The sequence below is a fragment of the Xanthomonas sp. SHU 308 genome, assembly GCF_000364645.1.
Classification (GTDB): Bacteria; Pseudomonadota; Gammaproteobacteria; order Xanthomonadales; family Xanthomonadaceae; genus Xanthomonas_A; species Xanthomonas_A sontii.
In genome coordinates, this window is sequence record NZ_AQOK01000349.1 from 1 (window position 1) to 15920 (window position 15920).

Here is a 15920-nt window from a genome sequence, read left to right on the forward strand (position 1 = left end):
TGCCGGGGGCGCCAGGCTGGCGGCATGTCGGCCGATGTCGGGCGAGGGCGCGACCGATGAGCGACTTCGCCCTGCCGGCCGACTGGCCGGCACCGCCGCGGGTCCACGCCCTGACCACCCTGCGCACTGGCGCCGGCGCCTCGCAGCCGCCGTTCGACCGCTTCAACCTCGGCAACCGCAGTGCCGCCGACGGCGACGACCCGGCCACGGTGCAGCGCAACCGCGATGAGTTGGCCGCGCGACTGGCGCTGCCGACGCCGCCGCATTGGCTGCGGCAGGTACACGGCTTGCAGGTGCTGCGTTTCGACGGGCCGCCGCAGGGCACCGGCATCGACGCCGAGCCGACCGCCGATGCCGCGGTCACCGCCGAATCGGGCGTGGTGCTGGCGATCCTGACCGCCGACTGCCTGCCGGTGGTGTTCGCCGCCCGCGACGGCAGCGAGGTCGGTGCCGCGCACGCCGGCTGGCAGGGGCTGGCCGGCGGCGTGCTGGAGGCTACCGTGGCCGCGCTGCGTACGCCGCCCACGCAGCTGCAGGCCTGGCTGGGGCCGGCGGCCGGACCGCAGCACTACGAGATCGGCGCCGAGGTGCGCGAGGCGTTCCTGCGCCACGATCCGGCCGCCGCGGCCGCATTCGTGGACACCCGGCCCGGCCACTGGCGGGTGGACCTGTACGCGCTGGCGCGGCAACGCCTGGTCGCGGCTGGCCTGGCCCCGGAGCAGATCCACGGTGGTGGGCTGTGCACCATCGCCGATGCGCAGCGCTTCTACTCCTATCGGCGCGACCGCCGCAGCGGGCGCATGGCGACCCTGGCGTGGATCGCGCCCTGACGCCGCCGCTGTTCGCGCAGGTGCTGGGTCCGGCGTTCGCGCAATTGCCGCCGGTACTGCGCGAACTGCATACGCCCTCGTCGCAGTCGCGCTATGTCGGTCAGGCGATGGTCCAGCGCGGCCGCCACCCGCTGTTGCCGCTGTGCGCGTGGCTGGTGCGGCTGCCGCGCACCGGGCCGGCGACGCCGGTGGAGGTGGTGTTTCGCGCCGATGCCCACGGCGAGCGCTGGGAGCGCCGCTTTGGCACGCATGCCATGCCCTCGCGGCTGTGGCTGCACCGCGGCCGCCTGCGCGAGCGGCTGGGTGCGGTGGTGTTCGAATTCGCCCTGCGGATCGACGGTGCCGGCATCGAATGGCGCGCGGCGCGGGCCTGGGCCTTCGGCGTGGTGCCGCTGCCGCGACGCTGGCTGGCCGGCGTGCACTGCCGCGAAGACCAGCGCGACGGGCGCTACGCGTTCTTGATCGCGGTGAGCCTGCCGTGGATCGGCCCGTTCATCCGCTACGAGGGCTGGCTTGCGCCGGCCTGAGCCGCCGGCGCCCGCGGCGTCGGAGGACATGGCCATCGTCGTGTTCGACGGGGTCTGCGCGCTGTGCAGTCGCTGGGTGCGGTTCCTGCTGCGCCATGACCGCCGCGGCCGCTACCGGTTTGCGGCGATGCAGTCGCCGCGCGGCAGCGCGCTGTTGCGCGAGCACGGCCTGGATCCGGCCGATCCGCTGTCGTTCCTGCTGCTGACACGGCACGGTGCCTTGACCGATTCGGACGCGGCGATCGCGGTGATCGCCGGGCTCGGCGGGGTGTGGCGCAGCGTCGCGTCGCTGCGCCTGCTGCCGCGGCGTTGGCGCGATGCCTGCTACCGGGTGCTGGCGCGCAACCGCCATCGCTGGTTCGGTACCACGGCGCAGTGTTTCCTGCCGGAGCCGCAACAGCGCTCGCGCTTTCTGGAGTGAGCACGACGCGCGCGGCGCGTCTGATCGGCTGTTTCCTCGCGCGAGCCCATCCCCGCGGGTTCACAAGTGCCTGCGGTGGCCGTTCTTGGCGGACGGGCCAACCACGCGATCGGACCGGCAACGATGGAGATTCCTCTGCTGCTTCTGCTGGCAAGCCGCTGGCAGCGGCGTCCGCCAGCCTCCTTGGCAGATAACACCGTGGTGCCCCCCGTTTCCACGCTCCCACACCCGCCCGAGAGGAGTTCCGCTATGCCCAGTCCTACGCCTGCGCGGCTGATCGATCCAAGCAATCGCGTGTTCGGCACGATCGATATCAAGAACTACAGATTCGTCGGCGAGCAGCTGCCCAGTACCTACTACATGAGCGGAACGGGCCCGTTCATCCGCTTGCGTCCATTGCATCGATCCGGTTTCGCCATCTACGAAAGGCCGACGCGCGTGGTGGGGCTCTATGCGGGCGACTGGGACCGGGACGACACCTTCGCGCAGAACATCCAGAATGTGGCGCTGTATCGCGAACTCGGTGCAAGCGCAGCCGACATCGCCGCCAGCATCGAACGCCTGAAACTGGTCGCGCGACGCACCGACGAGATCATCCAGCAGAATACCGCCCAGCCGCTGGAGTTGAACGACGCCGTCGTCTTCGTCAACGAGGGCGCCTTGGCCGGAACAGTGTGGGGCGGCGACAAGCAAAAGACCGGCAACGTGTACAAGCCGTTGAAGGTGGTCGATGCGACCGGCACCAGCAGGAAGGCCCATGCCGGTCATGCCTTCGCCACGCGCGAGGCGGTGGAGCGGTTCTATGCCGATTACTATCCGCACGTGCTGGGGCAATTGATGCTGCTCGGGCAGGCCCAGCAATCCTTCGTTTCGCAAGCGCCCAATGGCGATGACGTCGTGACGGTGATCAATACCGACACCGGGTACTTTCCTCAGAGCGAGTTTCCCACCCGCGCCAGCCAGTTGCAGTTCCTGCTCCAGCAATTCATGCGCTTTGCCTGATCCTGGACGGGGCGGGCGGTCGTCGCGTGCGTCGCCTCAGTACGTACGGCGCAGCAGTGGGGTGACATTGCTGCCGCCCGGCCGCCCTTGTCCCGTCTCGATCCGGAACACCGCGACCGCCGCAGCCAGGCCGCCGGCCTGCTCCTCCATGCTGCGCGCGGCGGCGGTGGCTTCCTCGACCAGGGCGGCGTTGCGTTGGGTCACCTCGTCCAGTTGCGCCACGGTGCGGTTGACCTGTTCGATGCCGCTGGACTGCTCGCCGCTGGCGGCGCTGATCTCGCCGATCAGGCCGGTCACCCGCTGCACCGAACCGACGATCTCGTGCATGGTGGCGCCGGCGCGGTTGACCAGCGCGGCGCCTTCGCCGACGGTGCGCGTGGACGCTTCGATCAGGTCCTTGATCTCCTTGGCCGCATCGGCCGAGCGCTGCGCCAGCGACCGCACCTCCGAGGCGACCACGGCGAACCCGCGGCCCTGTTCCCCGGCGCGCGCCGCTTCCACCGCGGCGTTGAGCGCCAGGATGTTGGTCTGGAAGGCGATGCCGTCGATCACGCCGATGATCTCGCCGATGCGCTGCGAGGACGTGCTGATCGCGCGCATCGTCGCCACCACCTCGTCCATCACCTGGCCGCCGGAACGGGCGACCTCGCCTGTGTTCTGCACCAGGCCGTTGGCCTGCTGCGCGTTGTCGGCGTTCTGCTTCACCGCCGAGGTCAACTCTTCCATCGAGCTGGCGGTCTCCTCCAGGCTCGCCGCCTGCTGTTCGGTGCGGTCGGACAGGTCGGTATTGCCTGCGGCGATCTCCGAGGCGGCGCGGCGGATCGTGTCGGCCGACTCCTGGATCCCGACGATGATTTCGGTGAGCTTGGCGACGGTGCGGTTGGTGTCCTCGCGCAAGCGCGCGAACACGCCCTGCGCCTGGCCGTCGACGCGGTGGGTGAGGTCGCCTTCGGCCAGCGCCGCCAGCGCTCCGGCCAGTTGCGCCAGGTTGCTCTCCACCCCATCGGAAATGCGGTTGACGCCCTCGGCCAGCGACTTGAGGACGCCGTCCATCGCCGCGGTCTCGATGCGCTGGCTGAAATCGCCGTGCGCGGCCGCCTCGATCACCGTGGCCAGCGCCTGTTCGGCGTTGACCTGAGCGGTCACCTCTTCCCATTGCGCGATGGTGCCCAGGCGGCGGCCGTCGGCATCGTCGATCGGGCTGTACACGAAATCGATCTGGCGGCCGAAGAACGGCGCGCGCACGCGCTTGGAGCCGGTCAGCGCGCGCATGCGATCGATCGCCGCCTGGCTGTCCGGATAGATGTCGCCGATGCTGCCGCCGACGAACTGTTCGGCGCGGAATTCGGGGCGGAAGCGCTGCACGTCCGGTTCGATGGTGCGCAGCATCTGCAGCAGCTTGCGGTTGGCGAAATGCACGCGGCCATCGTCGTCGGCGATGCGCACCATGGTGTCGAGATCGTCCAGCGCCTGGATCACGAAACGGCCGTGGCGCAGTTCCGCCTCGGTCTGCGCCTGGCGCGCCGCCAGCGCCTGTTGTGCTTTCTGCAGCGCACGCAACAGCGCCACCTCGGCCGTGTCCCCGAGCACCTCCACACGCTGCTCGAAGCGGCCTTCGCCCAGTGCCTGCAGCGCCTGCGTGGCGTGTTCCAGGGCGCGTGGCGCGCTGCGTCTGCCGAGCCAGACCAGTGCCGCGGCGGCGGCCACGGCGACCAGCAGCGCCGGCAGCAACCGCGGCAATGCCGATCCGTTGGCTCCCACCGTGCGGCCGACGTGCAACGCATAGCCGGCCAGCGCCAGCAGGACCAGGACATGGGACAGGGCAAGCAGCGCCGAACGCGGGCGCAGCCAGGAGGCGGTGGGGCGGAGAACGGCAGTTGGCGAGGGCATGGTCTGCACCGGCTGGGAAACAACGGGCAACGCCGCGAGGGCGGTGCGATCGCGTGGGGGGTGATCCAGTATCGGCATATCACCGTGCCGGCTTGATCGCCTTCACCTGCCGTTCGTCGGAAACTTTATATGGACTGAACGCATAAGGCAGAGCGCCGAAGGCGTGATGATGTGCTGCGGCGCAGCAGGCGATCGACGCAGGGCCGCGCCTGGGACGCGGCGCGGGCGGCCGCAAGCGCGACGTGCATCCCGAAGCAGCGATCGCGCTGCGGTGGCCTCGGCAAGCAGATCAGCCGGCGCGGCGCGTGGCGGCTATGTTAGGCAAGGCAGCTAGTCTGGCCGCGACGGGACACGGAACACCGCGTCATGCCGCGCCATGGCGGATGGCGCATGGCCTGCAAGGCAGGATCGCACGGCGCGCAGGCGCAGCGCGCCGCGTGGTGCAACGCGTGTGCCGCCGCTAGCGCACGCTTTCCAGCGCCTGCAGATAGCGCTGGCGCCATGCGTTGATGTCGTGCTTGCGCAGGTGATCCATCATCGCCTGCCAGCGCTCGATGCGCTTGGCCTTGGGCAGCGACGCGCCGGTGGCGATGGCGTCGGCGACGCCGTCCAGGTCGTGCGGATTGACCAGCAGCGCTTCCTTCAGTTCGTCGGCGGCGCCGGCCAGCAGCGACAGCACCAGCACGCCGGGATTCTCCGGATCCTGCGCGGCCACGTACTCCTTGGCCACCAGGTTCATGCCGTCGCGCAGCGGCGTCACCAGGCCGACCTGTGCGGCGCGGTAGAAACCGGTCAGGGTGGCGTGGGTGAAGTTGCGGTTGACGTAGCGCAGCGGCGTCCAGTCCGGCTCGGCGTGGCCGCCGTTGATATGACCGGCGATCTGCTCGAGCTGGTTGCGCAACTGCTTGTACTCGGTGACGTCGCCGCGCGAGACCGGTGCGATCTGCAGGTAGGTGAGGCTGCCGCGCTGGTCGGCATGCCGTTCCAGGTAGCGCTCGAAGCCGAGGAAGCGTTCCGGCAGACCCTTGGAGTAGTCCAGCCGGTCCACGCCGATCGCCAGCTGGCGATCGCGCAGGCTGCTGCGCAGATCGCGCACCGCCGGCTTGGACATCGCCGCGCGCGCCTGCTGCGCGATCAGTTCGGTGTCGATGCCGATCGGGAACATGGCCGCGCGGAACCGGCGTCCGCCCGGCGCTTCCAGCACGCCGTCCTTGATCACCTTGCCGCCGCCGAACAGGCGCACGTAGGCCTGGAAGCGGTCGACGTCGCGGCGGGTCTGGAAGCCGATCAGGTCGTAGGCGTAGAAGCCGGAGAACAGCCGCGCGTGGTCCGGCAGCGCCTGGATCAGGTCGGCCGAGGGGAACGGCACATGCAGGAAGAAACCGATGCGGCAGCCGATGCCGCGCTCGCGCAGCAGCGAGGCCAGCGGGATCAGGTGATAGTCGTGGATCCACACCGTGTCGTCCTCGCGCAGCAGCGGCGCGAGCTTGTCGGCGAACATGGCGTTGACCCGGCGATAGCCTTCGCGGGTGGCGCGGTCGTAGTCGACCAGGTCCAGGCGGAAGTGCAGCAGCGGCCACAGCGTGCGGTTGGCGAAGCCGTTGTAGTACGCGTCCAGGTCGGCGCGATTCAGATCCATGGTGACGAAGCGGATATCGCCCTGGGTCTGTTCGTGCATCGCGCCGCTGTCGCCGCGCACGGTCTTGCCGCTCCAGCCGAACCACACGCCGCCGCGCTCCTTCAGCGCCGCCAGCAAGCCTACCGCGAGGCCGCCGGCGCGGTTCTCGCCGGGCAAGGCCACGCGGTTGGATACCACCACCAATCTGCTCATGACGCCTCCTGCCAACTGCGCGACAAGCGCATGGCGGCGATGATCAGGCCGACATGCGAATAGGTCTGCGGGAAATTGCCCCAGGCTTCGCCGTTGTCGAAGGCCAGATCCTCCGACAGCAGGCCCAGGTGATTGCGCCGGGAGAGGATGCGCTCGAACAGCTCGCGCGCCTCTTCCTTGCGGCCGATCGCGGCCAGGGCGTCGATGTACCAGAACGTGCAGATGGTGAAGCTGGTCTCCGGTTCGCCGAAGTCGTCCGGCGCCACGTAGCGGTACAGCGCATCGCCATGCTTGAGATCGCGGCCGATCGCCTCGACCGTGGCGATGAAACGCGGATCGTCCGGGGCGATGAACCCGATGTCGGCCAGCAACAGCAGCGAGGCGTCCAGCCGGTGGCCGTTGAAGGTGTCGGTGAAGTGGCCCAGCTCCGTGCTCCAGGCCTCGGCCAGCACGCGTGCGTGGATGCGCTCGGCGCGCTCGCGCCAGTACGCCACGCGGTCTTCCAGGCCCAGCCGCGCGGCGATCTTGGCCAGGCGGTCGCAGGCGGCCCAGCACATTGCGCTCGTATAGGTGTGCACCTCGGCGCGGCCGCGGAATTCCCACAGACCGGCGTCGGGCACGTCATGCAGTTCGAAGGCGCGCTCGCCCAGCGGCTCCAGGCGCAGGAACGTGTGGGTGTCGCCGGGGTCCTTCAGGCGCAGGTCGAAGAACAACTGGGTGGAGGCCAGCACCACGCTGCCGTACACGTCGTGCTGCTTCTGGATCCAGGCCAGGTTGCCGCGCCGCACCGGGCCCATGCCGCGATAGCCGGCCAGCGACTCGACCTCGTGTTCCTCCAGCGCCGCCTCGAAGCCGATGCCGTACAGCGGCTGCAGGCTGCCGTCGGTGGTGGCGATGTTGAAGATGTAGCCGAGGAACTGCTCCATGGTGCGGGTGGCGCCGAGCCGGTTCAGCGCGCGCACCACGAAGGCGGCGTCGCGCAGCCAGCAGTAGCGGTAGTCCCAGTTGCGCGGGGTGTCCGGCGCTTCCGGGATTGAGGTGGTCATCGCCGCGATGATCGCGCCGCTGTCCTCGTACTGGCACAGCTTCAGGGTGATCGCGCTGCGGATCACCGCGTCCTGCCAGTCCAGCGGCACCGACAGGTAGCGCACCCACTCGCGCCAGTATTCCTCGGTGCGTTCCTGCGCTTCCTGGATGTAGCCGGTCAGCGAGCGGGTCAGCGATTCGTCCACGCCCAGCATCAGGTTGACCGGGTGGTTGAGCACGAACGGCAACTCGTCGCGGATGAAGCGTACCGGCACGTCGGTGGTCAGGCGCAGGGTGAAATCCGGCAGCAGCCAGCGCACGTGGTTGCTGCCCCAGGTGCTCTCCGGCTGGCGCGCGCCCCAGTCGGCCAGCGGCCTGGCCAGCACGCGGATGCGCGGGTTGCCGGCCAGCGGCCGTACCTGGCGGATGATGCTGACCGGGCGATAGAAGCGGCCGTGGTTGCGCCAGCGCGGCGCGAAGTCGATCACCTCCACCGCGCCGCCATGGGCGTCGCGCAGCACGGTGCGCAGGATCGCGGTGTTGGCCAGGTAGTGCTGGTCGCTGTCGACGAAGTCTTCCAGTTCGATGCTGAAATCGCCGCCGGGATGCGCGCGCGGGGAGAGCAGGGCGCAGAATGCCGGGTCGCCGTCGAAGGCCGGCAGGCAGCTCCACACCACGCTGGCCCGTTTGTCGATCAGGGCGCCGAAGCTGCCGTTGCCGATGACGCCGAGGTCGAGATTGGGGGAACTCATGGAGCGGTCGGGTCCTTGTGCGGAAGCAGTGGGGGAAACGGCCACGGGGCGCGGACGGGCGGGCGTTGCGCTGGCCTCATCCGGCGTTATCGCGCAGCCAGGCGTGTACGCCGCGTGGATCGGGCAGCGCATAGGTGGCGACGCTGTCGGCGCGGGTGCCGACCAGCACGCTCCAGCCGCCGGCCTGGTTGGCCGCGGCGAAGCCGAATTCGTCGGTGAGATCGTCGCCGACGAACACCGGGCGGCGCCCGCGGAACGGCGGTTGCTGCAGCAGCGTGGTCAGCGCCACGCCCTTGTCGCTGCCTTCGGGCACGAACTCGACCACGTGGTCGCCGGGCTGCAGGCGGTAGCCCGGCAGGTCGGCGAGCTGTTCGCCGGCGAACGCCAGGACCGCCTCCGCAGCGCTCGGCGCGGCCCGCCAATGCAGGGCCACGCTGGCGCCTTTGTCTTCGACCAGCACGCCCGGATGCGCCTGCCGCAGATGCGCGGCACGCGCATGCAGCGCATGGAGGAAATCGGAGGTATCGGCGGGCATCGCCGCCTGCGCGTCGGCGTCGCTGCGCAGTTCGTGGCCGTGCAGGCCGGCGGCGGGCAGCCGCAGCGGCGCGAACAAGGCGTCGAGCTGCGTCAGCGGACGTCCGCTGACCAGCGCCACCGCGCCACCGAGGCGCTGGTGCAGGCGGCCGATTGCCTCACGTACCTCGGGCAGCAACTGCACCTGGTCGGGACGTTCGGCAAAGGCGATGAGAGTGCCGTCCACGTCCAGGAACAATGCGCAGGCATCGTCCAGACGCGGCGGCGGCGGTCGGAGGGGGAGCGCGTCTGCCATCCGGCCATGATGGCGCAGCGGGCGTTAGCGTCAGGTGGATTGGGGGCCGGGAATCGGGAATGGGGAAACGGGAATGGGGAAAAGCAATAGCCGTGCGGGTAGGCTCTTGCTCTTCTGCTCTTCCGATTCCCTTTTCTCGATTCCCGATTCCCCGCTCCTTCCCATTCCCGATTCCCGCCTCCCCATTCCCCACACCTTCGTCAGAAGGTGTCTGGGCCGGGAAACGGGAATCGAGAAACGGGAATGGGAAGAGCAAAAGCGGTGCCTGCGCGCACGGCTGTTGCTTTTACCCATTCCCCATTCCCGTGTCCCCATTCCCCACACCTTCGTCAGAAGGTGTACCGCACCCGCCCATAGTAGTAAGCGCCGTTGCTGCCGATCGGCGAGAGCACGTCGTAGGGCAGGTTGCCGAAGTAGGCGATGTCCGGCTTGGAGCGGTCGGCGTAGGCGTCGGTGAGGTTTTGGCCGCCTACCGCCACGCTCCACTGCGGGGTGAGGTGGTATTCGACCTCGGCGTCGAGTTGCCACTTGGCGCTGTAGGTCTGCTCCGGGGCGAAGCCGCCGCCGAAGTCGAACACGCGGGTGGCGCTGCCGTAGCGGGTGACGCGGGTCTGCAGCGACCAGCGCGCGTCGCTCCAGTTCGCCGCCAGCTGCGCGCGGGTGCGCGGGGTCGCTTCGGTCAGGGTGTTGCGCTCTTCCACGCCGAACAGCACGTAGTCCGGATTCAGCGCCAGCAACTGCGCCGGCGTGGCCACCACGTTCTCCAGTTCGGTCTTGGCGTAGCTCCAGGTGCCGGTCAGCTGCAGTTGGCCCTGGCCCAGCGCCTGCCGCCAGTTGCTGACCAGTTCGGCACCGCGGGTGCGGGTGTCGGCGGCGTTGACGAAGAAGCTGGCGCTCTGCAGGCCGGCGATGCCGAAGCGCTGCGCGACGAAATCGGTCAGGGCGTCGCCGTCGATGCTTTCCGACAGCGCGATGCGCTTGTCGATGTCGATCTGGAACAGGTCCAGCGACAGGTCGAAGTGGCTGCCGACGCGGCTGGTGAAGCCCAGGCTGTAGTTGCGCGACTTCTCCGGCTGCAGCGTGCGCGCGCCCAGCGCCTGCGCGATCGGGTTGTCGACCGAGAGCAGGCGGCCCTGCAGCAACTGTCCGTTGGCGTTGTAGCCGGTGGAACTGGCCTCGTAGCCGATCTGGCTCAGCGACGGCGCGCGGAAGTTGTTGGAGATCGCGCCGCGCAGGGCGAATGCCGGGACGAACTCGTAGCGCGCGGCCAGCTTGCCGGTCAGTTCGCCGCCGAAATCCTGGTAGTGCTCGTAGCGCGCGGCCAGGTCGGTGGAGAGCTTGTCGCCGAACTGGCTGGACACGCTGGCGTAGAGACTGGCGACGTTGCGCGACAGGTCGGCCGCATCCTGCGGGGTCAGGCCGCCGCCGGCCTGGGCGCCGGTGGGGCGGTCGGTGTAGGGGCCGGCGGCGTAGCTGGCCGGGTCGCCCGGACGGGTGCGGTAGTGCTCGCGGCGCAGCTCCACGCCGGTGCCCACGGTGTGGGTGGCGCCAGCGGCGTCGAAGCTGCGGCTCAGGTCAAGGTTGGCCACGCCTTGCTCGAACGCGTAGTCGCCGGTCTTGAAGCGGGTCGGGCTGCCCGGGCCCAGCGAGGCGTTGAGCGAATGCTTGAGCCGGTAGGTGAAGTCATTGCGGCCGTAGTCGAGGCTGGCGTCGTAGGCCCATTCGCCCCATTGCCCGCGCGCGCCGAGCACCGCCTGCAGGTCGCGGTTCTCGCCCAGCGACACCGGGCGGTAGCCCTGCGGATACACCTGGGTCCAGTTGGCGGCGCCGTCGGGGTAGCGGAAGTAGTTGGCGCCCTGCGTGTCGCGCTGGTTATAGGTGCCGAAGGCATAGACCTCGCTGCCCTGGCCGAACGGCAGCTTGCCGTTGAGCCAGGCGTTGAGATCCTTGCTGGCGCCGTCGCCGAGTTCATAGTTGCGCTTGCCGGCCAGCGCCAGATTGGCCGAGGTCTGTTCCTCGAACGGCGGGATCTGGTCGAAGCCGGCGCGGTTGGTGGCCTCGTGGTTCTTCAGTTCCAGGCCGACCTTGAAGAAGCCGCCGTCCTCGCCCAGGCGTGTGCCGACCTTGCCGCTGGCATAGCCGGTCTGGCCGTCGGTGAGGGTGCGGTGGATCGGCTTGACGTCGGTGTGGTTGGCGCCGTAGCTGGCTTCCAGCGCGCCGCTGTCCGGGTCGTCGTCCAGGATCACGTTGATCACCCCGGCCACCGCATCGGAGCCGTACTGCGCGCCGGCGCCGTCGCGCAGCACTTCGATGCGCTTGATCGCGCTGATCGGGATGGCGTTGAAGTCCACCGGGGTGGTGCCCTTGCCGATCTTGCTGTCGGTGTTGACCAGCGCCGAGGTGTGGCGGCGCTTGCCGTTGACCAGTACCAGCACCTGGTCGGGCGAGAGCCCGCGCAGCTGTGCGGCGCGCACGTGGTCGGCGCCGCCGGAGTTGGACTGGCGCGGGAAGTTGAAGGACGGCAGCAGCGCCTGCAGCGCGCTGCCGAGTTCGCCGTTGACCACGCCGGCCTTGCGGATGTCCTCGGCGCTGAGCACGTCCACCGGGGCGGTGGATTCGAGCACGGTGCGGCCGCTGGCGCGGGTGCCGGTGACGATCACCGTGTCCAGATTGGTCGCGGTGGCCGGAGCGGCCTCCTGGGCGAACGCGGGGGCCGCCAGGGCCAGTGCGATGGCCAGGCTCAGCGGCCTGACGAACGGGGACGACATGGGGGTTCTCTCCTGAAACGATGACCATCGAGACCGGCCGCGCCGGCCATGGCGGCGACTGGGGTCGGCAAAGGTTGCTGCATCCATCCGGATGAAGCGATATATTAGCTCGACGTTAAGGCGATGTGCGAGCCGTGTGTTCGGTGCCGTCGGGCATGAGCTCATGCCCTGGAGTTATCCGGGCATGTCCTGCGTCTGGCCTACGATCGCCTGTCCCATTTCCGTTCCGACCGAGACCTTGCCGATGCTGCTGCGTGCCCCGTTGATCGCCGTCCTCCTGGCCCTGAGCGCCTGCGCCAGCGTCGCCCCGTCCGCGCCCACCGCGCCCACCGCGCCGAGCAAGGTCAGCGCGACCATGCAGGGCGATGCGGCGCGGCCAGCGCAGGCCAGCGGCTGGGTGCGCAGCGAGCTGTACTTCGGCGTGGGCGAGGAGAGCGGCCCGGCCGACCGTCCGCAGGCCGAGCCGATCAGCGAGGCGCGCTGGCGCGCGTTCCTGGACAAGGAAGTGACGCCGCGCTTTCCCGACGGCCTGACCGTGTTCGACGCCTACGGCCAGTGGCTGTTCCGCGGCGCCAAGGAGCCGAACCGGCTCAACACCAAGGTACTGGTGATCCTGCACGAGGACACCCCGCAGCGCCGCGCCGACATCGAGGCGATCCGGCTGGCGTGGAAGCAGGCCACCGGGCACCAGTCGGTGCTGTGGGCGCGGCAGGCGGTGGATGTGTCGTTTTGAGTGCGGGGATTCGGGAGTGGGGAATGGGGATTTGCAAGGGCGGGGTGCTGCGATGACGGTGGGGCCGTTAGTGATCCGGCCCGATGAGTTGGACGATCCGGCGGTGCGCGGGTTGCTGGAGTACCACGTGCAGCAGATGCATGCGCAGTCGCCGCCGGGCAGTGTGTATGCGCTGGACCTGTCGGGTCTGCGGCAGCCGCAGGTGCGGGTGTGGAGCGTGTGGCGCGACGATACGCTGGCCGCGGTCGGCGCCTTGCGGACGCTGGACGATGGCGGTAGCGAACTGAAGTCGATGCGCACGCATCCGGCGTTCCTGCGCCAGGGTGCGGCGGCGGCCCTGCTCGACCATCTGATCGCGGTCGCCCGCGCCGAAGGCCTGCAGCGGCTGAGCCTGGAAACCGGCAGCGGCGCGGCGTTCGCGCCGGCGCTGGCGTTGTATCGCCGGCGCGGCTTCCGCAACGGGCCGGCGTTCGGCGACTACGTGCCGAGCGCGTTCAACCAGTTCCTGCATCTGCCGCTGTAGCTACCGCGGCGCGCAGTCGCCGGAAAACGGCATCCTGCGCGTGCACCGATCCGACGGTGCCGCTTGCCCTTACCATCCCTCGACCCCCAACGCCGCCACTGCCCGCATGTCCAGTCCCGCTCCCGTTTCGCCGCGCCTGCGCTGGTTCGTCGCCGGCGACCTCAACGGCTTCTTCGGCCTGGTGGTCGACAACCTGTCGATCCTCGGCTTCATCACCCTGGCGCTGGTCGGCCTGTTCCAGTTCCCCGTCGAGGTCATCTACACCCGGATGATTCCCGGCACCGCCTTCGGCGTGCTGGTCGGCAACCTGCTCTACACCTGGATGGCGCGGCGGCTGGCCGCGCGCAGCGGGCGCAGCGACGTCACCGCGATGCCGCTGGGCCTGGATGCGCCGACCAGCATCGGCATGGCGCTGCTGGTGCTCGGCCCGGCCTTCGTGCGCTACAAGCAGCAGGGCCTGGACCCGCAGGCCGCGGCGCTGGCCACCTGGCACCTGGGCATGGCGTCGCTGGTGGTGATGGGCGCGCTGAAGACCGTGCTGTCGTTCTTCGGCGATGCGGTCACCCGCGCCTTGCCGCGCGCCGCGCTGCTCGGCTCCATCGCCGGCATCGCCATCGTGTTGATGGGCTTCCTGCCGCTGCTGGAGACGCTGCGCACGCCGCTGGTCGGGCTGGTGGTGCTGGGCCTGCTGCTGTACGTGCTGATCGCCAAGGGGCGGTTGCCGTGGCGCCTGCCGGGGGTGCCGCTGGCGTTGGCGTTGGGTACCGGCCTGTACTACTGGGCCAACGCCGCGGGGATCGGCATTCCCGGCCACCAGGCGCCGCAATGGAGCGCGCCGCAGCTGGTGTTGCCGTGGCCGAGCCTGGGCTTCGTCGCCGGCCTGGCCGACACGGTGCCGCTGCTGCCGCTGTTGCTGCCGTTCGGCCTGCTGATGGTGGTCGGCGGCATCAACGTCAGCGAAAGCGCACGTGCCGCCGGCGACGACTACCGCACCCGCGACATCCTGCTGGTCGAGGCCGGCGCGACCCTGATCGCCGGTGTCTGCGGCGGCGTCGCCCAGACCACGCCGTACATCGGCCAGCCGGCCTACAAGCACATGGGCGCGCGCAGCGGCTACACCCTGCTCACCGGCCTGTTCATCGGCCTGGGCGGCATGTTCGGGCTGGTCGCCGGGCTGGTGCAGTGGCTGCCGATGGCGGTGCTGGCGCCGATCATCGTCTACGTCGCCATCGACATCACCACCCAGGCCTTCCAGGCCACGCCCAAGCGCCACGCCGGGGCGATGGTGCTGGGTTTCCTGCCGTCGGTGGCCTACCTGCTGGCGATCAAGGCGCCGGGCTGGATCGCCCCGGAGCAGCTGGCCAAACTCACCACCACCCTGGACGGCCACGGCCTGCCCGAGCTGGCGGTGATCCTGACCCTGGGCAACGGCTTCATCATCACCGCGATGCTGTGGATCGCCGCAGTGGCGGCGATGGTGGACGGCCGCCTGCGCCGTGCCGCCGTGTTCCTGCTGGTGGCGGCCGGGTTGACCCTGTTCGGGCTGATCCATTCGGTGGACCCGCGCGGCGGCCTGTACCTGCCGTGGACGCTGAGCGGCGTGCCCAAGTTGATCGCCTGGCAGTTCGTCGGCGGCTACCTGGTGCTGGCCGCCTTGCTCGGCCTGCTGTCGTTGCAGAAGCCGCGCGCGGTGCTGGTGGACTGACGGCGGCGCGACAAGCGGTGCCGGGATCGCAACGATGCACGAGAGGAGGATGGCATGAACGCTTGCCTTGGCCTGCGCATGCGTGCGCTGGCACTGCTGCTGGCACTGGGCTGGATGCCCAAGGCTGGCGCGGTGTCGTTCGATTGCAGCAAGGCAACCACGGCGGTGGAGCGACTGTTGTGCACGGACAAGCGGTTGGACGCCACGGAGGAATGGCTGGCCCTGCGCTATGCGGCGCTGCGCGACGTTGTCCCCGCCGCGCAGCGGCCTGGCGTGCGCAACGCGCAGCGCGACTGGCTGGCGCAGCGCCAGAGCTGCCTGGCCGAGACCGATCCGGGCGCCTGCCTGAAACAGCGGATGGAGGCGCGGGTACGCGCGCTGGACGCCGAGTTCGCGCCGCAGGCGGCGCGCTTCGACCGCATCGTCGCCAGCATTCCCACCACGCCTGCCGCGGCGGCGGCGCAGCTGCGCGCCTACGATGGTGGTCTGGCCTCGGCCTGGCTGGTGTACCTGCATCGCTTCGTGCCGGCGGCCGGGGTGGCGGCGGCCGAAGCGCGTGCCCGGTTCGCGTCCGCTAGCACCGCCCTGCGGCAGCAGGACGGGGTATCCGCCGGGCTGCTCGACACGTCCGAGCCGAGCAGCCGACAGGCCGGGGAAGCGCGCGACCTGACCCTGTTGCGGCTATGGATCGAACGCAGCGGCTATATGCCGGATGCGGCCACGCAACCGAATCCGCGCCCCTACGTGCATTGTTTCGTGTTCGCCGCGCAGGGCGAGGCCGCCTACGACGCCATGGGCCCGCTGTATGGCTCCAGCCGCGATCTTTCCGCGCCGATCTGCCGGCCGTTGCCCGGCCTGTTCGATCAACCCGCATGGATGCGCTTGCAGCAGGCATTCGGCAGCCTGGTGGATCGCGTCTCCGACGACGCGGGCACCATGCGCTACGCGGATTTCGCCGCATGGCGGGTGCTGTCGCTGCAGGCCACGGTGTCGCCGCTGCTATTGCTGAAACAACCCAAGGGCGCCGAGCCGCCCGGCGATCCGGCCGCCGCCATCGCCGCGTGGCACGACGCGAGCGTGTGG

General features: G+C 69.8%; 13 protein-coding genes. 8 read left to right on the plus strand and 5 right to left on the minus strand.

Annotated elements, in window-relative coordinates:
- The first annotated feature begins 56 nt into the window (after window positions 1–56).
- The 4 genes from pgeF to D588_RS0112210 all read left to right on the plus strand — a co-directional run bounded on the left by pgeF (window position 57) and on the right by D588_RS0112210 (window position 2780).
- A complete protein-coding gene (pgeF, locus tag D588_RS0112195; RefSeq protein WP_017916183.1) occupies window positions 57–830 on the plus strand; it encodes a peptidoglycan editing factor PgeF in 774 nt (257 codons plus the stop codon).
- A complete protein-coding gene (locus D588_RS0112200; protein WP_017916184.1) occupies window positions 815–1357 on the plus strand; it encodes a DUF4166 domain-containing protein in 543 nt (180 codons plus the stop codon). The genes pgeF and D588_RS0112200 overlap by 16 nt, the downstream gene beginning before the upstream one ends.
- Before the next feature lie 28 nt (window positions 1358–1385).
- Window positions 1386–1778 carry a thiol-disulfide oxidoreductase DCC family protein gene (locus D588_RS0112205; RefSeq protein ID WP_051067870.1) on the plus strand — a complete coding sequence of 131 codons (393 nt, stop codon included), beginning with the start codon at window positions 1386–1388 and terminating at the stop codon, window positions 1776–1778.
- A 249-nt stretch (window positions 1779–2027) separates the two neighbouring features.
- On the plus strand, window positions 2028–2780 hold the full coding sequence (locus tag D588_RS0112210) for a hypothetical protein (RefSeq protein WP_017916186.1): 753 nt from the start codon (window positions 2028–2030) through the stop codon (window positions 2778–2780).
- A 36-nt stretch (window positions 2781–2816) separates the two neighbouring features.
- On the opposite strand, the gene D588_RS0112215 is transcribed toward D588_RS0112210, so the two are convergent.
- The 5 genes from D588_RS0112215 to D588_RS0112235 all read right to left on the minus strand — a co-directional run bounded on the left by D588_RS0112215 (window position 2817) and on the right by D588_RS0112235 (window position 11876).
- The gene (locus D588_RS0112215) at window positions 2817–4670 is read right to left on the minus strand and encodes a methyl-accepting chemotaxis protein (protein WP_017916187.1); all 1854 of its coding nucleotides are present in this window, start codon (window positions 4668–4670) and stop codon (window positions 2817–2819) included.
- A gap of 460 nt (window positions 4671–5130) precedes the next feature.
- Window positions 5131–6501 carry an alpha,alpha-trehalose-phosphate synthase (UDP-forming) gene (gene otsA, locus D588_RS0112220; RefSeq protein WP_017916188.1) on the minus strand — a complete coding sequence of 457 codons (1371 nt, stop codon included), beginning with the start codon at window positions 6499–6501 and terminating at the stop codon, window positions 5131–5133.
- Window positions 6498–8279 carry a glycoside hydrolase family 15 protein gene (locus tag D588_RS0112225; protein WP_017916189.1) on the minus strand — a complete coding sequence of 594 codons (1782 nt, stop codon included), beginning with the start codon at window positions 8277–8279 and terminating at the stop codon, window positions 6498–6500. Before D588_RS0112225 ends, otsA begins: the two co-directional genes overlap by 4 nt.
- Before the next feature lie 76 nt (window positions 8280–8355).
- A complete protein-coding gene (gene otsB / locus D588_RS0112230; RefSeq protein WP_026143649.1) occupies window positions 8356–9108 on the minus strand; it encodes a trehalose-phosphatase in 753 nt (250 codons plus the stop codon).
- A 329-nt stretch (window positions 9109–9437) separates the two neighbouring features.
- Window positions 9438–11876, minus strand: a complete 2439-nt coding sequence (locus D588_RS0112235; protein ID WP_017916191.1) for a TonB-dependent receptor — start codon at window positions 11874–11876, stop codon at window positions 9438–9440.
- Window positions 11877–12120: 244 nt separating this feature from the next.
- Between D588_RS0112235 and D588_RS0112240 the strand changes: the two genes are divergently transcribed.
- The 4 genes from D588_RS0112240 to D588_RS24650 form a co-directional block, all read left to right on the plus strand.
- Window positions 12121–12609: a DUF3574 domain-containing protein gene (locus tag D588_RS0112240; RefSeq protein ID WP_017916192.1), complete on the plus strand. Its 489-nt coding sequence runs from the start codon at window positions 12121–12123 to the stop codon at window positions 12607–12609.
- 70 nt (window positions 12610–12679) lie between these two features.
- The gene (locus tag D588_RS0112245) at window positions 12680–13132 is read left to right on the plus strand and encodes a GNAT family N-acetyltransferase (RefSeq protein WP_232764288.1); all 453 of its coding nucleotides are present in this window, start codon (window positions 12680–12682) and stop codon (window positions 13130–13132) included.
- Between the two features lie 106 nt (window positions 13133–13238).
- Window positions 13239–14837, plus strand: coding sequence for a hypothetical protein (locus D588_RS0112250; RefSeq protein ID WP_017916194.1), 1599 nt, complete (start codon window positions 13239–13241; stop codon window positions 14835–14837).
- Between the two features lie 54 nt (window positions 14838–14891).
- The coding region (locus D588_RS24650; protein ID WP_232764289.1) for a lysozyme inhibitor LprI family protein at window positions 14892–15920 on the plus strand (1029 nt) is incomplete at its 3' end.